This window comes from Vibrio sp. CUB2, assembly GCF_001557945.1.
Taxonomy (GTDB): Bacteria; Pseudomonadota; Gammaproteobacteria; order Enterobacterales; family Vibrionaceae; genus Vibrio; species Vibrio owensii.
Window position 1 is genome coordinate 35,108 of the sequence record NZ_LNRB01000013.1, and the last position, 16,961, is coordinate 52,068.

11 protein-coding genes are annotated in these 16,961 nt (G+C 46.6%); 3 read left to right on the top strand and 8 right to left on the bottom strand.

All coding sequences use genetic code 11. The features are described 5' to 3' along the window. Positions 1 to 89: 89 nt before the first annotated feature. The 6 genes from ATB78_RS19405 to ATB78_RS19430 form a co-directional block, all read right to left on the bottom strand. The gene (locus ATB78_RS19405; RefSeq protein ID WP_020196010.1) at positions 90 to 1,085 is read right to left on the bottom strand and encodes a TRAP transporter substrate-binding protein; all 996 of its coding nucleotides are present in this window, start codon (positions 1,083 to 1,085) and stop codon (positions 90 to 92) included. A gap of 214 nt (positions 1,086 to 1,299) precedes the next feature. Beyond that, complete coding sequence (locus ATB78_RS19410; RefSeq protein WP_061009963.1) at positions 1,300 to 2,769, bottom strand: protein adenylyltransferase SelO; 1,470 nt, start codon at positions 2,767 to 2,769, stop codon at positions 1,300 to 1,302. A 183-nt stretch (positions 2,770 to 2,952) separates the two neighbouring features. Further along, positions 2,953 to 3,768 carry a hypothetical protein gene (locus ATB78_RS19415; RefSeq protein ID WP_061009966.1) on the bottom strand — a complete coding sequence of 272 codons (816 nt, stop codon included), beginning with the start codon at positions 3,766 to 3,768 and terminating at the stop codon, positions 2,953 to 2,955. Between the two features lie 186 nt (positions 3,769 to 3,954). Further along, on the bottom strand, positions 3,955 to 6,945 hold the full coding sequence (locus tag ATB78_RS19420) for a M6 family metalloprotease domain-containing protein (RefSeq protein ID WP_061009968.1): 2,991 nt from the start codon (positions 6,943 to 6,945) through the stop codon (positions 3,955 to 3,957). A gap of 228 nt (positions 6,946 to 7,173) precedes the next feature. Beyond that, complete coding sequence (locus ATB78_RS19425) at positions 7,174 to 8,541, bottom strand: TrkH family potassium uptake protein (RefSeq protein ID WP_061009970.1); 1,368 nt, start codon at positions 8,539 to 8,541, stop codon at positions 7,174 to 7,176. Beyond that, a complete protein-coding gene (locus tag ATB78_RS19430; RefSeq protein WP_061009972.1) occupies positions 8,538 to 9,200 on the bottom strand; it encodes a TrkA family potassium uptake protein in 663 nt (220 codons plus the stop codon). Before ATB78_RS19430 ends, ATB78_RS19425 begins: the two co-directional genes overlap by 4 nt. A gap of 412 nt (positions 9,201 to 9,612) precedes the next feature. On the opposite strand from ATB78_RS19430, the gene ATB78_RS19435 reads away from it, so the two are divergent. Next, positions 9,613 to 11,220, top strand: coding sequence for a BCCT family transporter (locus ATB78_RS19435; protein ID WP_061009973.1), 1,608 nt, complete (start codon positions 9,613 to 9,615; stop codon positions 11,218 to 11,220). Between the two features lie 96 nt (positions 11,221 to 11,316). On the opposite strand, the gene ATB78_RS19440 is transcribed toward ATB78_RS19435, so the two are convergent. Continuing rightward, positions 11,317 to 12,552, bottom strand: coding sequence for a DEAD/DEAH box helicase (locus ATB78_RS19440; protein WP_061009975.1), 1,236 nt, complete (start codon positions 12,550 to 12,552; stop codon positions 11,317 to 11,319). A gap of 183 nt (positions 12,553 to 12,735) precedes the next feature. Here ATB78_RS19440 and ATB78_RS19445 point away from each other — a divergent pair, with 183 nt between their 5' ends. After that, positions 12,736 to 14,061, top strand: a complete 1,326-nt coding sequence (locus ATB78_RS19445; protein WP_061010059.1) for a hemolysin family protein — start codon at positions 12,736 to 12,738, stop codon at positions 14,059 to 14,061. A gap of 73 nt (positions 14,062 to 14,134) precedes the next feature. On the opposite strand, the gene ATB78_RS19450 is transcribed toward ATB78_RS19445, so the two are convergent. Continuing rightward, entirely contained in the window at positions 14,135 to 16,096 is a 1,962-nt protein-coding gene (locus ATB78_RS19450; RefSeq protein ID WP_061009977.1) for a TonB-dependent receptor, read from the bottom strand. 224 nt (positions 16,097 to 16,320) lie between these two features. Here ATB78_RS19450 and ATB78_RS19455 point away from each other — a divergent pair, with 224 nt between their 5' ends. Continuing rightward, positions 16,321 to 16,953, top strand: coding sequence for a 4'-phosphopantetheinyl transferase superfamily protein (locus ATB78_RS19455; protein ID WP_081096628.1), 633 nt, complete (start codon positions 16,321 to 16,323; stop codon positions 16,951 to 16,953). Positions 16,954 to 16,961: the final 8 nt, after the last annotated feature.

Here is a 16,961-nt window from a genome sequence, read left to right on the forward strand (position 1 = left end):
GGGCCCTCTTCCCCATTAATGAGTACATGAGGGCCAATCGTAGTGCTTTGTATTTTTACTTGTTCACCCAAAGAGCTTGGGCGAGCGGATTATTGGTTGGATGCGAGTGCTGCATCGATAAGGTCTGAACCAATGTCTTTCTCGAACTTCTTCCACACAGGTTGCAGTGCAGTTACCCACTCTTGGCGCTGTTCTGGCGTTAGGGTGCGTACCACACCACCTGCTTCGATGATGTTGTTCTTGTTTGCTAGGTTCACTTTGGTTGACTCAGCGTTACGTTGAGCCGTCACTTCTTGAATGATGGTGTTTAGCTGTTCACGCTGATCGTCTGGCAGGTTTTTCCAGAAGTCGTTCGATGTCACCACTAGGTAGTCCAGAATGCCGTGATTGGTTTCGGTAATGCCATCTTGGACTTCAAAGAACTTCTTACCGTAAATATTCGACCATGTATTTTCTTGACCATCGATAACCTTAGTTTGAAGGCCACCGTACACTTCTTTGAAAGACATCTTTTGTGGGTTTGCGCCAAGCTGTTCGAACTGAGCCACCAGTACATCTGAAGCTTGCACGCGAAACTTCAAGCCTTCTGCATCGCTCGGTACCATCAATGGCTTATTGGCAGACATTTGCTTCATACCGTTATGCCAGAAAGCTAAGCCCTGTAGACCACGTCGTTTCATTGCGTTTTTCAGCTTTTCACCTGATTCCGAGTTTTGGAAACGGTCAACAGCCGCCACATCTTCGAATAGGAAAGGAAGGTCAAAGATGCGGTACTTCTTGGTGAATTTCTCAAACTTTGAAAGAGAAGGGGCAGCGAGTTGAACATCACCATTAAGTAGCGCTTCAAGCACCTTGTTATCATCGTACAGTGTCGAGTTAGGGAAAACCTGCATACAGACTTTGCCATTCATCTCTTCGTTCACGCGCTTTTCCAGTAACGAAGCAGCAATGCCTTTTGGATGCTTATCTGTGTTGGTTACGTGACTGAACTTGATCACGGTTTCACCAGGGTCACAGTTTGCGGCAGCGTTAAAGCTAGTGATAGCCAGAGCAGAAACAGACAATAGGGTTAGAGGCTTAAACATTATTATTCTCCTTGTTGAATCACATCCCATCCTTTCCATGAGCACCTAAATCGGTAGAGGGTAATGGGTACGGATGTTCAACAAAGAGCAAGTTGCAGACCAAGTTAATTATTCTTTATTAGTCAGACACTTAAATAACAATGAGAAATCATGGGGGAAGATAAGGGGTCAAATCCACCCACACGAACCAACGAGATGGGTGGAAAATGACACATTAAGAAGAGCAGCTGATTTCCATCTTCTTACCCCACTCGGGAGGCAACTTGGCATAATCATCAAACTCGGGTTGTTCATCATAAGGACGCTTTAATAGCTCCGCCAGTCGGTTTACTTCACTGAAGTCCCCTTCCTCTGCCTTATCGATGGCAAGTTGAGCTAGGTAGTTACGTAGGATGTATTTCGGATTCGTTCGACGCATCTTTTCACAACGAGTTTCTGCTGATACGCGCTCACCGTGCTCGTCCACTTCTAATTCACAGCGAGCGAGATATAAGTCTACCCATGCACTTGCCGCTTCTCGATCAATAAACAAATCAATCACAGCTTGAGGCGACTTAACATCAAGGTTAGACAACTCACGGAAGAAGCGAGTGTAGTCAGCTTTGTTTTGGTTCAACAGTTCAAACATGGTTTCGAACAGGCGGCCATCTTCGTCCACTTTGGTATGAAGACCGAGTTTGGCGCGCATTAGTTCACTGAACTTTTGACTCAGACGCACTTCAAACTTCCCTAAAGCAGCCTCAAGATCTTCTCTCTGTACAAGAGGCGACAAGGAGTGCGCCAAAGCAGAGAGATTCCACAATGCAATGCGTGGCTGCTGTTCAAAAGCATAACGGCCTTGGTAATCCGAGTGGTTGCAGATGTAATTAGGATCGTAGTCATCGAGGAAGCCAAACGGCCCGTAATCAAAGGTTTGCCCCAGAATCGACATGTTGTCAGTATTCATTACGCCATGGGCAAAACCATAAGCTTGCCAGTACGCGATCATCTCTGCGGTTTTCTCCACAAAAGACTCAAACATGGCTGCGTATGGCTTTTCCGCTTGGGAGCACTCAGGGAAATGCCACTCGATCACTTTGTCAGCGAGCAGCTTTTGCTCCGCAAGTTGGTTGGTGTAGAAAAAGTGCTCAAAGTGACCAAAACGGATGTGGGTTTCTGCAACACGAATCAGTAGTGCGCCGTATTCCATCTTCTCGCGGTAAACGGGTGTATCACTGTCCATCATACCCAACGCTCTGGTAGTGGGAATGCCAAGCCCTGCCATGGCTTCACTGCACAGATATTCGCGTATCGTAGAACGCAATACCGCTCGACCATCGCCCATTCGAGAATAAGGTGTAAGACCGGCCCCTTTGAGGTGAATGTCGAACCAAGTGCCATCTTGGTGCTGCATTTCAGCGAGCAACAAGCCACGACCGTCACCCAAGTCCGGGTTGTACACACCAAATTGATGACCCGCGTACTTCATTGCCAGAGGAGCAAATAGCGCAAATTCTTTTTGTCCGGCAAACACATTCAACAACTCTTCGTTTTCGATTGCTGGTAAACCAAATTGCTGCGCGAACTCACCATTCCACACCACCCAGCGAGTGTTATCTAAAAGCTGCGGCGTAACATAGGTAAAAAATGCCGACGGCAGTTCACTGAATCGATGGGTAAAATTCACACCTTCCCAAACGGACATAGCAGTTCCTTAATAAACGACTTCCTAACCAACAGTATAAGCTGTGTGCAAGGTCACCTTCAGCCACGAATTATTCATGGGTATTTACGATTCACGAAGAAGTTTGGGTTACTAGGAGAGGAAAAGAAGTTGGAAGCATGCCCCAAGAACCATCGGTAATCATGGGGCAAGTATGAGTTTCAATTAACCACGAAACTCATAAGCATCGCTTTGAGAGTCAGGCACACCTTTGAATTTAGCGCGCTCAATGTTCAGAATCGTTCGGTAGCTTAAAGACAAAAGTGCTATTTGGTAAGCACCAAAAATACCGAAGATCACGCCAGACACAACAAATGCCAATATGTGATTAAACTCGGCAAAAATGAACTGGTTAACAGCGCCAACTATCAGAGGAATGAGCCCCATCAAGACAAATATCTGCTTGTTATAAGGCTTACTTTGTCTCCATGCGTCGCCAAGGCTTCTAGGTTCACGATCTAGCGCCGTCGCTGGCAAAACTAACGACCAACGCGAAAGGATCCAATGACCCGGGATACTGGCAAGTAAGGTAATGATAGTGAAAGTTAACTCACTCGCTTCTCCACCTTCTGCCGCATACAAAAAGGTGACGATGAATATAGGAAGCGCCAATGTAAACATCATCGACAAACCAAACAAAATCCACCAACCAATAAAGCGCAGCTCGCGCATCGATAATCGCATCACATCTAGAGCAGAATGCATGTACTCATGTGCAAGGTAGATACGATGGATACGTACTACCGCCATTGCCGCGACCAGTGGATAGAGCAGAAAAGTCGTCACAAAGAAGCCGGCACCAACGTTGGAAAAGTCAGGTTCTTGCGATCCTTGAACCAAGGCTCCTTGATATTGAGTAATAAATATCGTGTGAACCACGATCAAAGGAATACACGCTATTACAATCGCGAGTAAGTTTGCCCTGACCATGCCCACAGCCTCTTGGCAAATAGCAGCAACAGAAAACGAATTATCAGACATAAAAAAATATCCTTACTTTTTATAAATGATTTAGCCATAGACTACGCCTCAAAAGCACAAAGCGTACAAAAATAAAAGTGAAACTCATCTCATAACAAAAAGATTAATGGGTGAATTATTGAGGTTTGAATAAGCCAAAGAAAAAGCCACTCAAATGAGTGGCTTAACAGTATTGGAAATTAAAGCTTAAGCGCGACGACGCCAACCTAACAATGCCAATAACATGAGCGCCCAGTAAGAGACACTACCGCCGCTATCAGAGCTTTCGAAGCTCACACTGTTAACTGAAGCAACAACCGAGACGTTCACTGAACCTGTCGCAGTGCCACCATTGCCGTCAGACACGGTGTACTGCAGTTGTACATTTGCCACACCCTCTTCAGGTGCTTGGTAAAGAACCTTGCCGTTAACCACACTGGCAGTACCCACACCAGACGGATTGTTTACCGACTGAAGTGTTAGAGAGTCGTTGTTGAAGTCATAATCATTCGATAACACATCAATGGTGATGCTCTTACCTTCCTCCACGCTTGCCACATCTTGAGTGGTGATTGGGGCGGTGTTGACCATTTCGACATCCACATTGGCGGTTGAAGACAAGCCGCTTGGGTCTTTGACCGTGACTGGGAATGTCAGAATCTCACCGGCTTTGGTGCCCTGTGCAACGGTAAAGCTCGCCTCTGCGGTGTTTGCGTCAGACAGCGTCGCATCCGTACCTGCGGTTTGCTGCCAAGCGTATTCAAGCGCATCACCATCAGGGTCAGTGCTTGATGCCGCAGACAGGCTTCCTTGACCATTGGTACTCATGCTGCTCGTGTCAGCTTCCACACTTGCGGTTGGTGCGTCGTTTTGTCCATTAACCGTCACTTGAACCGTAACAGGTTGAGAAGATAGAGAGCCATCCGAAGACACCAAACGATACTGGAAGCTATCACTGCCTACGAAGTTAGTTTTAGGCACATATTGATCATCATTGATGGTGCCATGCGTCGGTTGTTGCGTGTACTCAACGCTAAACTGATAGCCTGGTGCGATAAAGTCGTTGGACATCAAGTTAAGATCGGCAGTCACGTTCTTGTCGGTTTCAATCGCATCCGATTTTGCTTCAACAATGCTGCTGGCATCGACATCAAACAGTGCCGCGAAAGGAACAAAAGAGAACCCTTGTCGTGATAAGCCTGAAGAGTAAATATCACTGCTGCTGCCAGCCCACATGGTTGGCAAAGGTGAAATCTCTGTCGCTAACTCACTGTCAAAGTTGAAGTTGGTCTCGAAGATACCGCCCTCAATTTCAACGAGAAGAAGGTGTTTACCCGCACTTAACTGACTCGGTTGTTCAAAGATAATGCGTGAAGACGAATCGAACGTCCCCTCTTGCAGCAATTGAGCGTCGCTTTCTTGTAAAGACAAACTGTAATTTTCAAATGCAGGCGCAGGGAAACGCCATACTTTGTAGCTCATCGTGTTGCTCCAAATATTAGTTGAAGCAAACAGTTGTAAACCATCCAGTTCTGAGTCAACGCCAAGGTCGACAGTAATCGCTAATGCATCATCAGAGCCCGGGTAGATAAAACCACGGTAAAATGAGTTCTTCCATGCCGATTTATTTGGCTCGCTTGGCATCTCTAATGAGAAAGCCGCATCGGTGGTATTACTTACAAAGTTCAAAATGGCTACATCAGTATTGAAACCAGCAATGTCATAAAAACCCGGATTAGTGCTGTCTGTAATGAACATGCCTCCGTTCGGATACAAGTCACCACTCTCACTGGTTCCCCAACGGCTTTCTAGCTCACCATAGCCATCTGCCTGCATGATCTGAACCTGCATCTCGCCCGTGTCATTGAAGCGGTTCATGATGTTGACAGATGTAACCAACATACCTTCGCCAGCAAGCGCTCGGTCGTAACCAGAATAAGTTCGGTTCTCCAGATAAACTCGAGGGCCGTGATCTTTTAAATATGGGTCGAGATAGACCAGCTTCACTTCGCCATTTTTAATCGATGAAAAAGGTTCATTACCGTGAGCCACCTGAGGGACAACAAAGCCAGCCGCATGTTTGCTCCAAGCACTCATGTTTACAGGCGTATCACCCGCGTAGCTATCACCAGGCTTCATCGCCCATGAACCGCCGCCCATGACACCCCATTCGCCAATAGAGCCTGAGCCACTGTATGAGTACAAGTCAGGTAATCCCAACATTAGGTGACCGAGCTCGTGCACAATCACACCCAGTGTCGATTGGTGCGTTAGCTGAAAATCAGCAAATACGCAGTAGTCTCTGATGACAGTGCCATCAATCGTCACGTCATCATGGGAAAACTTATGCGGCCAAATAGAAGGACGATCGACTTGGTTAGCGGCTAAATCACCACCTGCAAAAATAAACATCACTGACAGCTCTGTTGGATCAACACTGCCGCTGTTGTTCGTGTCGTATTGCGCCAAGTTGATGTATTGATCGAGCTTTTGATATGCCTCGGCAAAAACTGCGTTGGTTTTTACGTCACACGCATCACCACGACTATTACTGTTACAATCCGGGTGGTTTTGATTCACAGTAACGCTAATCACACCATCATTTGTCGTACCATAGTTTTCGTTAGCTGGTACAACTCGATACTGACCTTTTGAGTTTTTATCGTAGAAATCCACGACACTTTGACGGTTTTCACCAAACACGAGCTGTTGAAAATCATGCACCATTTTCTGGTCATTGAAAGAGACTTCCACCACCAGCAAAGGTTGCTCTGTCACACCTGATGAGCTCATTGCTCGGTAACCTTGGGCTTGCTGACGCATCAGGTTTGCACGCGCTCTTGGCTCAATCGTTCTCAACGAAGACAAAGCAGGCTTAACCAACACACTCGGACGAAGCTGTGAAGCTTCTGGTGCTGACGTTGATTGTGTTTTCTCTACACCCGTTGAAACCAAAATTGGAGAATCGGATTCACGTTTAATCTCGGCAAAGAACCAATGTCCATCTTTTTTGATCAGGGCATTGCCTTGCTTGTCTTCATGCCAGTGAAACGCAGCGGTTCCGCGTAAAATAATATCACTGGATGTTCCATCGCTGAGGGTAACGGGTTGCCAAACAGGAGAAGGGGGTGTGGTTGCAATGCTTTGACCAGAGATAACGGTGGCCAGCATGGTGAGTGCTAGAGTCTTGAACTTCAAACTACGGCTCCATGAGTTCGATGCGCGATTACGCATTCCATACGCAAATAAAAACAACAAGTTGTATATGAAAGAACTATGGGATAGTACAGAAATCGTTAAAGATTGAAATACTGCAATCGCAAATAAATCGAAATTATTCTCATTTTGCTGATGTATTTATAAAAAACGCGAGCAGCGGTTTAACCGTCATACTCGCGTAATCGTTTGCTGGTAATAGATCTATTATTAGCCAGTTAAGACATTGTCTTCTGGGTACTTAATCAACGTTGGTTCAGGACGCGCTAGCATATACGCCAACGTCAAAGGTCCGATACGTCCGATGATCATCACCACAATCATGATGTATTTACCCGGCTCAGACAGTTCTGCCGTCAGACCCGCAGTCAAGCCTACAGTTGCAAAAGCTGAGATGGTTTCAAACATCACCTTATCAAAGGCCGCTTTCTCAGTGATCATAAGTAAGAACATCGCGGTCGTTAAGATAGCGCCACTGACCACAATGATCGCCAACGATTTAGTCACCGTCTGCCAATTCACAGTGCGTTTGAAGATCACCACGTGTTTCTTCTGACGCAAGAATGCCCACGTTGCCATGAATGCCACAGCAAAGGTCGATAGCTTAATACCACCACCGGTTGAGGTAGAACCCGCACCGATAAGCATCAATACAATCATTACCAGTAACGCTGGTTGAGTGAACTGCGCCAAATCGACACTGTTGAAACCCGCTGTACGCGCACTCGCTGATTGGAAGAAGGCGGCGAGCCACTGCCCAGCGACTGGTAGAGACTCCATCGTATTCGGATTGTGTCTTTCCAATAGCCAGAACATGATTGTGCCCACAGCGAGCAATGCCGGTGTGGCAATCAGCATGATTTTGGTATGCAGGTGCAAGAAGTGGAAACCTCTGCGCCAATGCAGCCACAAATCACCGATGACCGTAAAACCCAAACCGCCAAAAATGAACAAGCCCGCCAGCGTGAAAATAACCACTGGGTCATTCACAAAGCTCATCATGCTATCGGAGAAGAGCGCAAAACCTGCGTTGTTGAAGGCCGAGATAGAGTGGAACAGCGCATAGAACATGCCTGTTTGCCAACCCATTTCAGGAACCCAACGGAACGATAGGAAGATAAAGCCAATTGCCTCTGCAATCAGGGCAAAGATGACTATTTTCTTCACTAACTTACGCAAGTTCACTTGGCGATCTTGGCCTAATGCATCCTTCGCAAGTGCTTGTTGGCGCAGACTTAACCGCACACCAAACATGTACAGCAAAACGGCTGAAAGGGTCATTTGCCCTAACCCACCAACTTGCATCAAAAACATCAACAGGATTTTACCCGCCAATGTGAAGTGTTGGCCCGTGTCTACCACGCCAAGCCCCGTCACACTGATGGCAGACGTTGCAGTAAACAACGCATCCGTCAGCGATAAGCCGGTAACGGAAAATACAGGCAAAGTAAGCAGTACAGCAGAAGGCAATAACACACCGAGAAAGCTCAGCAATATAATGCGCGGCTCACCGCCTTTCGCTTTATCTCGTTTGCCATCTGGGACGTAAAAAACGCCTCTCTGATGAAATTGCTTCATAGTGATTTCAACTTGCTCGCAAGTTTGTCTTGAGGACCAACGACAATGATGAGGTCGCCGATTTCTAGCGCTGAATTTAAATCAGGTGCTTTAGTGATTTCTGGGCCGCGCTTAAAGCCAAGCACCTGTACGCCTTCGACTTTACACAAAGCTAAATCGCCCAAGGTTTTACCCATCCAGCGAGAACCGATAACAAACTCTGTCATCGCTAAGCCACTGCCTAGTGGGTGAAACTCAAGAACACGTTTATCGAGCATCTTACGTGCAACACGAATACCCATATCACGCTCAGGCATGATGATGTGGTCTGCGCCGATTTTTTGCAGCACTCGGGCTTGGAAGCGGTCGTTCGCTTTTACCCAAACCGATTTCACACCCGCCTCTTTTGCGATCAGCGTGGCGAGGATGCTGGCATTCACATCGGCACCAATGGCAATCATGACCATGTCATAATCGTCGAGTTTTAATTCAGCTACCGTATCTTCTTGAGTACAGTTCGCCACGATGGCTTGGCTAACAAATCCTGCCGCTTCTTTCACACGGTCTTCATTAACGTCTACCGCCAAAACTTGTGAACCGGAATCCTGCAGTTCTTTACAAACGGCTAAGCCAAAACGACCCAAGCCAATTACAGCAAATTGCTTATCACCAGTTTTCATTCGTGCCTCATTTATGCGTTGAATAGCAGGCGCGAAAGTCTGCGCCTATTCCTCATCATCTGCAAACAAGACGACAAAAAATTGACAAAACCCTAACTCAAACCTTCGCGTACGATTTGTGTAAAGCGTAAGACACATCTCTCAAGTTTTCCTAATTATTGGCAATTAAATCAAAAGAATAGCCACGGACTTCACACTTCACCTATCGACAAATTTATCTATGCATTTTTTTGACAAATGATTTGTGCAGCTTGCTTATCCACACCAAAAATTATTTCGTGTTCTTTGCTTTTTATATGCATAAAAACTGACATTACTGATCTATTAATCAGCAAATTAGCCATTTAATCTGAGTTTTGTTATAGTGCGCGCCGACAAATTAGTTTGTACTCTAAGTAGTTTGAGAGGGATGATGTCTACAACTAAGGATAAGTACAGTATCGAGAATACTGACTATACGGTCGGCCAAGACAACGTACAAAAATGGGGATTTGATGTTCACAACCCTGTTTTTGGTACTAGCGCGGGTCTGATCATCGTTTTTTTAATCGCACTTCTTTTAGTCGATCCTGCCACAGCAAAAGCTGCCCTTGATGGCGTCAAATGGCAGATCATCGGTTCTTTTGATGATCTCTTCATGTGGGCTGGCAATATCTTTCTGATCTTCTGTATCGGTCTTGTTTTTTCTCCTTTTGGTAAGATCCGTATTGGCGGTGAAGATGCCAAACCTGAGCACTCAAATATCTCGTGGATTGCGATGTTGTTTGCTGCGGGCATGGGTATCGGCTTGATGTTTTGGGGCGTCGCAGAACCAGTAGCCTACTTCACAGGTTGGTATGAAACGCCACTTGGTGTAACGCCATTTACCGAAGAAGCCAAACAAGTCGCGTTAGGCGCAACCATGTTCCACTGGGGTCTACACCCTTGGGCAATTTACGCAGTGGTTGCACTTTCTATGGCCTTCTTCGCCTTTAACAAAGGTTTGCCGCTGTCTATTCGCTCTGTGTTCTACCCTATTTTAGGCGACCGCACTTGGGGTTGGTTTGGTCACGTGATCGATGTGTTGGCCGTACTGGCAACCTTGTTTGGTCTCGCGACTTCTCTTGGTCTGGGTGCACAGCAAGCGGCAAGTGGCTTAGGTCATGTATTTGGTATCGAAAGTGGCTTGGGTATGCAGTTGGCGGTCATCGCCTTCGTAACCACTCTGGCAATTTTCTCTGTTGTGCGCGGTATTGATGGCGGCGTGAAGGTATTGAGTAACATCAACCTCACTGTTGCATTTGCTCTACTAGTGTTCGTGATTCTGGCTGGCCTTGCCGCAGCATTGAGCACGATCCCAACCACACTGATGGGATACGTAGAAAACATTCTTCCACTGAGCAACCCTTATGGTCGTGAAGACGAAGCTTGGATGCACGGCTGGACGGTATTCTACTGGGCGTGGTGGATCTCATGGTCACCATGTGTCGGTATGTTTATTGCGCGCGTCTCTAAAGGTCGTACCGTACGCGAGTTCATTACCGCAGTTATCTTGATTCCAACCACTATTACTCTGATTTGGATGTCAGCATTTGGCGGCATCGCGATTGAGCAAGTCATGAATAAAGTCGGTGAGCTAGGCACAAACGGCCTAACAGACATTACGCTGTCTCTGTTCTACGCATACGAAGCGATGCCAATGAGCACTGTGCTATCGGTTATCTCTATCGTTTTGATCATGGTGTTCTTTATCACGTCTTCAGACTCTGCATCACTGGTTGTTGATAGTATTACCGCTGGCGGTAAAGTCGATGCGCCCGTTCCACAACGTATTTTCTGGGCAAGCGTAGAAGGTGCAATTGCAGCGGTTCTACTTTGGATTGGCGGAACAGAAGCGATTCAAGCTCTGCAAGCAGGTACAATCTCAACCGGCTTACCTTTCACTATCATTCTATTAGTGATGTGTGTGAGCTTGGTGATGGGCATGCGTACTGAGCCTCAATATGTTCAGCAACGTTTAGCCAGAGCTAAGGCGAGCTAATCTGAACTGCACTAATACTAAAGCGAAAAACAAAGAAGCCGCATTCAAATGCGGCTTCTTTTTTATTCAAGTTTATACGCTAGGGTTCAAGCGTAATTACTTCGCGTTGCGCTTATCACCGTTGTCACGACGAGGACGCTGATCTTGCGGTTTACGCTTGTTCTTCGGCACGTAGTTCAAGATAGAAATTGGCACTGGTTTTCTTGGTGCAAAACCTTCAATTTCTACACGCTCTAGCAAATGCCCAAGACGACTTTCAATCATGCACAGGTTTTTGAAGTCATCTTTCGATACCAATGAGATCGCTTCACCCTGCGCGCCAGCACGGCCAGTACGGCCAATGCGGTGTACATATTCATCTGCTGGGAACGGCAAATCGTAGTTGATAACTACTGGCAAGTTGTCGATATCGATACCGCGTGCCGCAACACCCGTTGCAACCAAGTATTGAATTTCACCCGCTTTAAACTGTTCAATCAGCTCTTGGCGAACGCGTTGGTTACGACCACTATGGAACGCTTCTGCCACAATGCCGCGCTTCTCTAACTGAGTAACCAGCTTCGCTGCGCCGTGCTTGGTTTCGATGAATACCAACACTTGTGACCAGTCGTTCTCGTTTAGCATATGGCTTAATAGTGAAGACTTCATGTCTTTATCGACTGTAGTGATCCACTGCTTGATGTTTGATTTCGATGCGCTGTGTTTCGCAATCGAAATTTCTTCAGGATCGACAATCGCGTTCTTCGCCAAGTCACGCACTGGGTTAGATAGTGTCGCAGAGAACAACAAGCTTTGAATGTCTTCTGGCATGCAATCGACGATCTTATCGATTGAATCGATGAAGCCCATATCCAACATCTTGTCGGCTTCGTCCAGAACCAGCATTTCTACTTCATCAAAATGGATTGCGCGTTGGCCGTATAGGTCAATCAAACGTCCTGGCGTACTCACCACAATGTCGACACCTTCGATCAGCGCTTGTTTTTGCGGTGCGTAATCCACACCACCAAACATCGCCATTGAACGCAAAGGCAAGTTCTTACCGTAAGCTTCAATGCTTTGGTGTACTTGGAGTGCAAGCTCACGCGTTGGCGTTAGGATGATCGCTCGTGCACGCTTTTTACGTTGCGTTTCACCTTGGCTCAGTTTTTCTAAGATTGGCAATACAAAGCTGGCAGTTTTACCCGTACCGGTTTGTGCTGCGGCAATTAGGTTGCTACCACGCAGAACAATTGGAATGGCTTTTTGTTGGATAGAAGTCGGTTTTTCATAACCCAGCGCCTTCACAGCATCTGTGATAGGAGCGCTTAAACCAAGCTTAGAAAATGGCATAGAAACGTCTCAACGAAGAAATGGGCGCGTAGTGTATCAGAATCCGCCCTAAGTAACAGAATCAATCATCGCGCAAGCAACAGCAGGTTCGATAATCAAATTCTATCCTTTTCATTACGCATTTCATTGTTACAGCGTGATGAATTATTCGCCACTTCACGTTTCTCTCCTGCAAAGCTCGTTATGCTGCTAGCGTGTGCATCACTGGAAAACTTCATGGACATTTTATTACTGGTTGGATTAATCGCTCTCAATGGCGTGTTTGCCATGTCTGAGATTGCGTTAGTCACCGCCAAAAGCGGCCGACTGAAAAAGTTTGCCGAACACAGCGCTTCTGCCCGCCTCGCTCTACAACTGAAGAACAATCCCACGCAATTCCTCTCAACTATTCAAATCGGCATCACAGTGATCGGTATCCTTAGCGGTATCTTTGGTGAAGCTACGCTTTCGGTTCCGTTTGAACACTGGCTCGTGACTCAAGGTATTGAGCGCGAAGTTGCCACTGTACTCGCCACCGCGATTGTCGTTGTCGTCATCACCTACTTCGCTATTGTGATAGGCGAATTGGTCCCAAAACGCTTTGCTCAAAATAATGCTGAGCGCATTGCCGTTATCGTTGCCTACCCTATTCATTGGTTAGCCAAACTGACCACGCCGTTTGTGCTATTGCTGACCTTATCGACCGATGCTTTACTCAAGCTATTGCGGCAGAACAACACAGGGGAAGTCGTCACAGAGGAAGACATTTTTGCCGTGATGAGCGAGGGGTCTGAATGCGGTGCTATCGAACCGCAAGAACAACTGATGATTCGCAATTTACTGCACCTTAATGATCGCCTTGCACTCTCGCTAATGACACCTCGCTGCGATATGCATTACCTCGACCTCGATTTACCCCTTGAAGAAACGCTCAGAAACTTGCGCCAAACGCAGCATTCCGTTTGGCCAGTGTGCAAAGGCGGGCTGGATAACATCATAGGTACGATTTCTTCCAAGGTCTTGTTGGATGAATATGACGAGCTGTCGATTTCTCGCTTGGCCAAGTTGCTCAAACGTTCACGCTTTGTACCAGAGTCGATGAAAGGCTTAGCGCTGCTCAATTACATGCAGCAAACCAGTACAGAGATGGTATTCATTGTCGATGAATATGGAGATGTGCAAGGCTTAGTGACTCACCACGATTTACTCAAATCCATAGCGGGTGAATTAGGTATGGCACCTCAGCATGTCTGGGCGAAAAAGCAAAAAGATAACAGTTGGTTGATGGATGCGCTTATCCCCCTTAACGAGCTGAAATACAAACTTGAACTCAATACTATTGAAGGTGAAGAGAGCGAGGGTTTTCAAACCTTAAACGGCTTTTTGATGTGGTTAATCGGACGGGTGCCAACTCAAGGCGAAACTGTTGACTATCAGCATTGGCGATTCGAAATATTGCATGTTAAGAGCAATCGTATCGTTCAGGTCAAAGTAACAGAAACGGCCACGGCACTCGAAGCTGAATGCTAAAAATCACTTGTTAGAAATGAAAAATAGCCTCTATACGGAGGCTATTTTTAACTCATTACATTTTAGAGCTCTGTTAGAACACGTACGTTGCACTTACGTAAGCGCTGCGACCTTTCTCTGAGTATCCGTAGTAATCGTCTTCGTCATCCAACTCAACATCAAAGATATTGTTCAAACCCGCTTTCAGGTTTAGCTGTTGGAAGTCATAAGCCACGCCCAGACCGACTAGCGTGTAACCATCGACTGTTACGTTTTCACGACTTTGGTTCGTGATCACCTGTTCGCCAATGTAGTTGACGCGAGCAAAGGTGGTGAATGAATCAAACACTTCCCAGTTAACATCAAGATTTGCCAAATGCTCTGGAGTTTGCGTTAGCGTATCACCCGTGCTCTTGTCTTTTGCATCCGTGTAGGTGTAGTTACCTTTTAGATTGATGCTATCGGTAATATCGTACCAACCTTCTAGCTCAATACCTTTGATTTCTGCTTTACCGATGTTTTGGTAAGTGAAGATAGGCATTGGGCCATCCATACCAACAACCTGAGTTAAGTCACGTTCGATCTTGTTTTTCAGGTCTGTGTAGTAGTACATCAAACCCAAACCCATAGACGTCGATTCGTACGCTAGGCCAGCTTCGTAGCTTTCTGACTCTTCCGGTTTCAAATCTTCGTTACCAGTGAGCCAACAACGGTTACCACAGCTGATCACGCGAACTTGATCACTGCTTTCCATCATGCCCGGAGCACGGAAACCGCCACCAGCACCGCCTTTCAAGACAAACTCATCGGTAAAGCTGTAAACCGCGTAAGCACGTGGACTGAAGTGGCTACCATACACTTCATGGAAGTCTTGACGACCACCCAGTGTCAACGCCAACTTATCTAGGTCAAACTCACCTTGTACGAACACCGCACCTTGGTAGTTATCGATGTCGCCAGAAGGCACATCGCGACTGTTTTTCAGCTCGGAAGTACGGTATTCACCACCGAATACCCACTCGTGCGAGTCACGCCACAAACCAGAGAGTTTAAAATCAAGTGTGTTGTTTTGTAGCTCAACGTCTGCTGCGCCATTGGTATACGCCGTACTTGCGTCATCCAGCTGCATGTTTTCGCCGTACAAACGCACTTGTGAATCAACGGTGTCCCAAGCACCTTCATGGGTCAGGCCGTAATTCCAACGAGTTGAGTCTTGAGTGTTCGTTTGTGGGCCTGAACGAGGATGAACCCAATCCGCTTCACGCTCATCGTTGGTGTAAATCACATCCGCGATCAGGCGTTGCTCTTCTGTCAGTTGCCAAGCAAGCTCACCAAAAACATTGGTGGTGTCTTTCTGCTCTAATGCATCGAAATCTGGGTTAGTGTCAGTACGCCAAGGGTCACGAGCAGAGCTTTCAACAATGATGCTGCCTTCGACATTTTCCGTCAGTGTACCACTTGCGTAAGCGTGACCTTTCAAACCATCACCGCCATCACCTTCAAGAATGCTTTCGTATTCAAGACCAACAGAGCCAGATAGCTCTTCGGTTGGTGACTTCAGGATCACGTTCACCACGCCACCCATCGCTTCTGAACCATACAGAGACGATACCGGGCCACGCACGACTTCAATACGTTGAATCGCGGTAAGAGGAATACTCGATAGATCGAAATCGTTACCTCGGATCAGCGCATCTTGAGAGTTGATACGGCGACCATTAATGAGAACCAAGGTGTGCTTAGAATCCAGACCACGAATACGAATGGTGTTACGGCCATAAGCGGTGCTGCTCAATACACTGACACCCGTTGCGCTGCGAACCGCTTCGGAGATGTCTTTCACCGGCATCTTCGCAATATCTTCTGCGGTAATAACCGACACCGATGCGGGTGCAGTCAACTCAGAGTGTTGAGTAAGAGACGCGGTTACTACCATGCGCTCCATTGCTACGACGTCTTCTTTGTCGTCTGCAATTGCCTGACCGCTAAGCGCTGTCAAAAGTGCACCTGTCAGCACAGAGGGCATAAACGTGGGCTTGTTAACTAAACTTTTCACTGCATTTCCTTATATCTATTTTATAAATAATTTGAGCTCGCAAACTGTAAAGAACGAATGTATAAATAACAATTATCATTCGTATTAACATTCAATTTTGAGCTAAGTTATATTTTTGAACTGCAACTCATTGCAAAGTGACGCCATTGAAAAACAAAGAGCTAGGTAATTCCCTTCCCCCTGTCTGTCTTCACTTAGAAGGTCTAAGTCCAAAGGTTTACATCGTGAAAGCCACTGCGGACATGTATTGCCAAAACGGCTTTCCCGAGGAAGAAAAACTCATCCAAAAGGCGGTAACGAAACGCCAACAAGAATTCAGAGGAGGTCGCCATGCTGCCCGCTCCGCGATCAAGAAACTCATCCCATTAACCAGCAATGATGCGAATGTGCCGATTTTGTCTGGCAATGCCAGAGAGCCTCTATTTCCCGCGACCATCAGTGGTAGCATCAGTCACACGGATAACATTTGCCTTGCGGCTTGCGCGCTAAAAAGCAACATCGCGAGCTTGGGCATCGATATTGAAACCAACAAGCCGCTTGCCACTCACCTTTTTTCAACGGTCTACACCCGTGATGAGCAACAATTGCTTGCAAGCACGGGCAATATTCCCGATACGCTTATCTTCAGCATCAAAGAAAGCCTTTTTAAGTGTTGCTATCCTTTTGTTCAGATGTACTTCGACTTTCTTGATGCACAAATTACGTTAGAGCCAGCGACCGAATATTCGGGGCAATTTCGTTTTGAGCTGATTGGCCGCAACCAAGCCGCATTACGCGAAAAATTACCGAATCTCGGGTTTCATGGTTACTACTGCTTTGACCAGCAGTACGTTTTCTCGCTGTGCTACTTTTCCTGATGAATCTT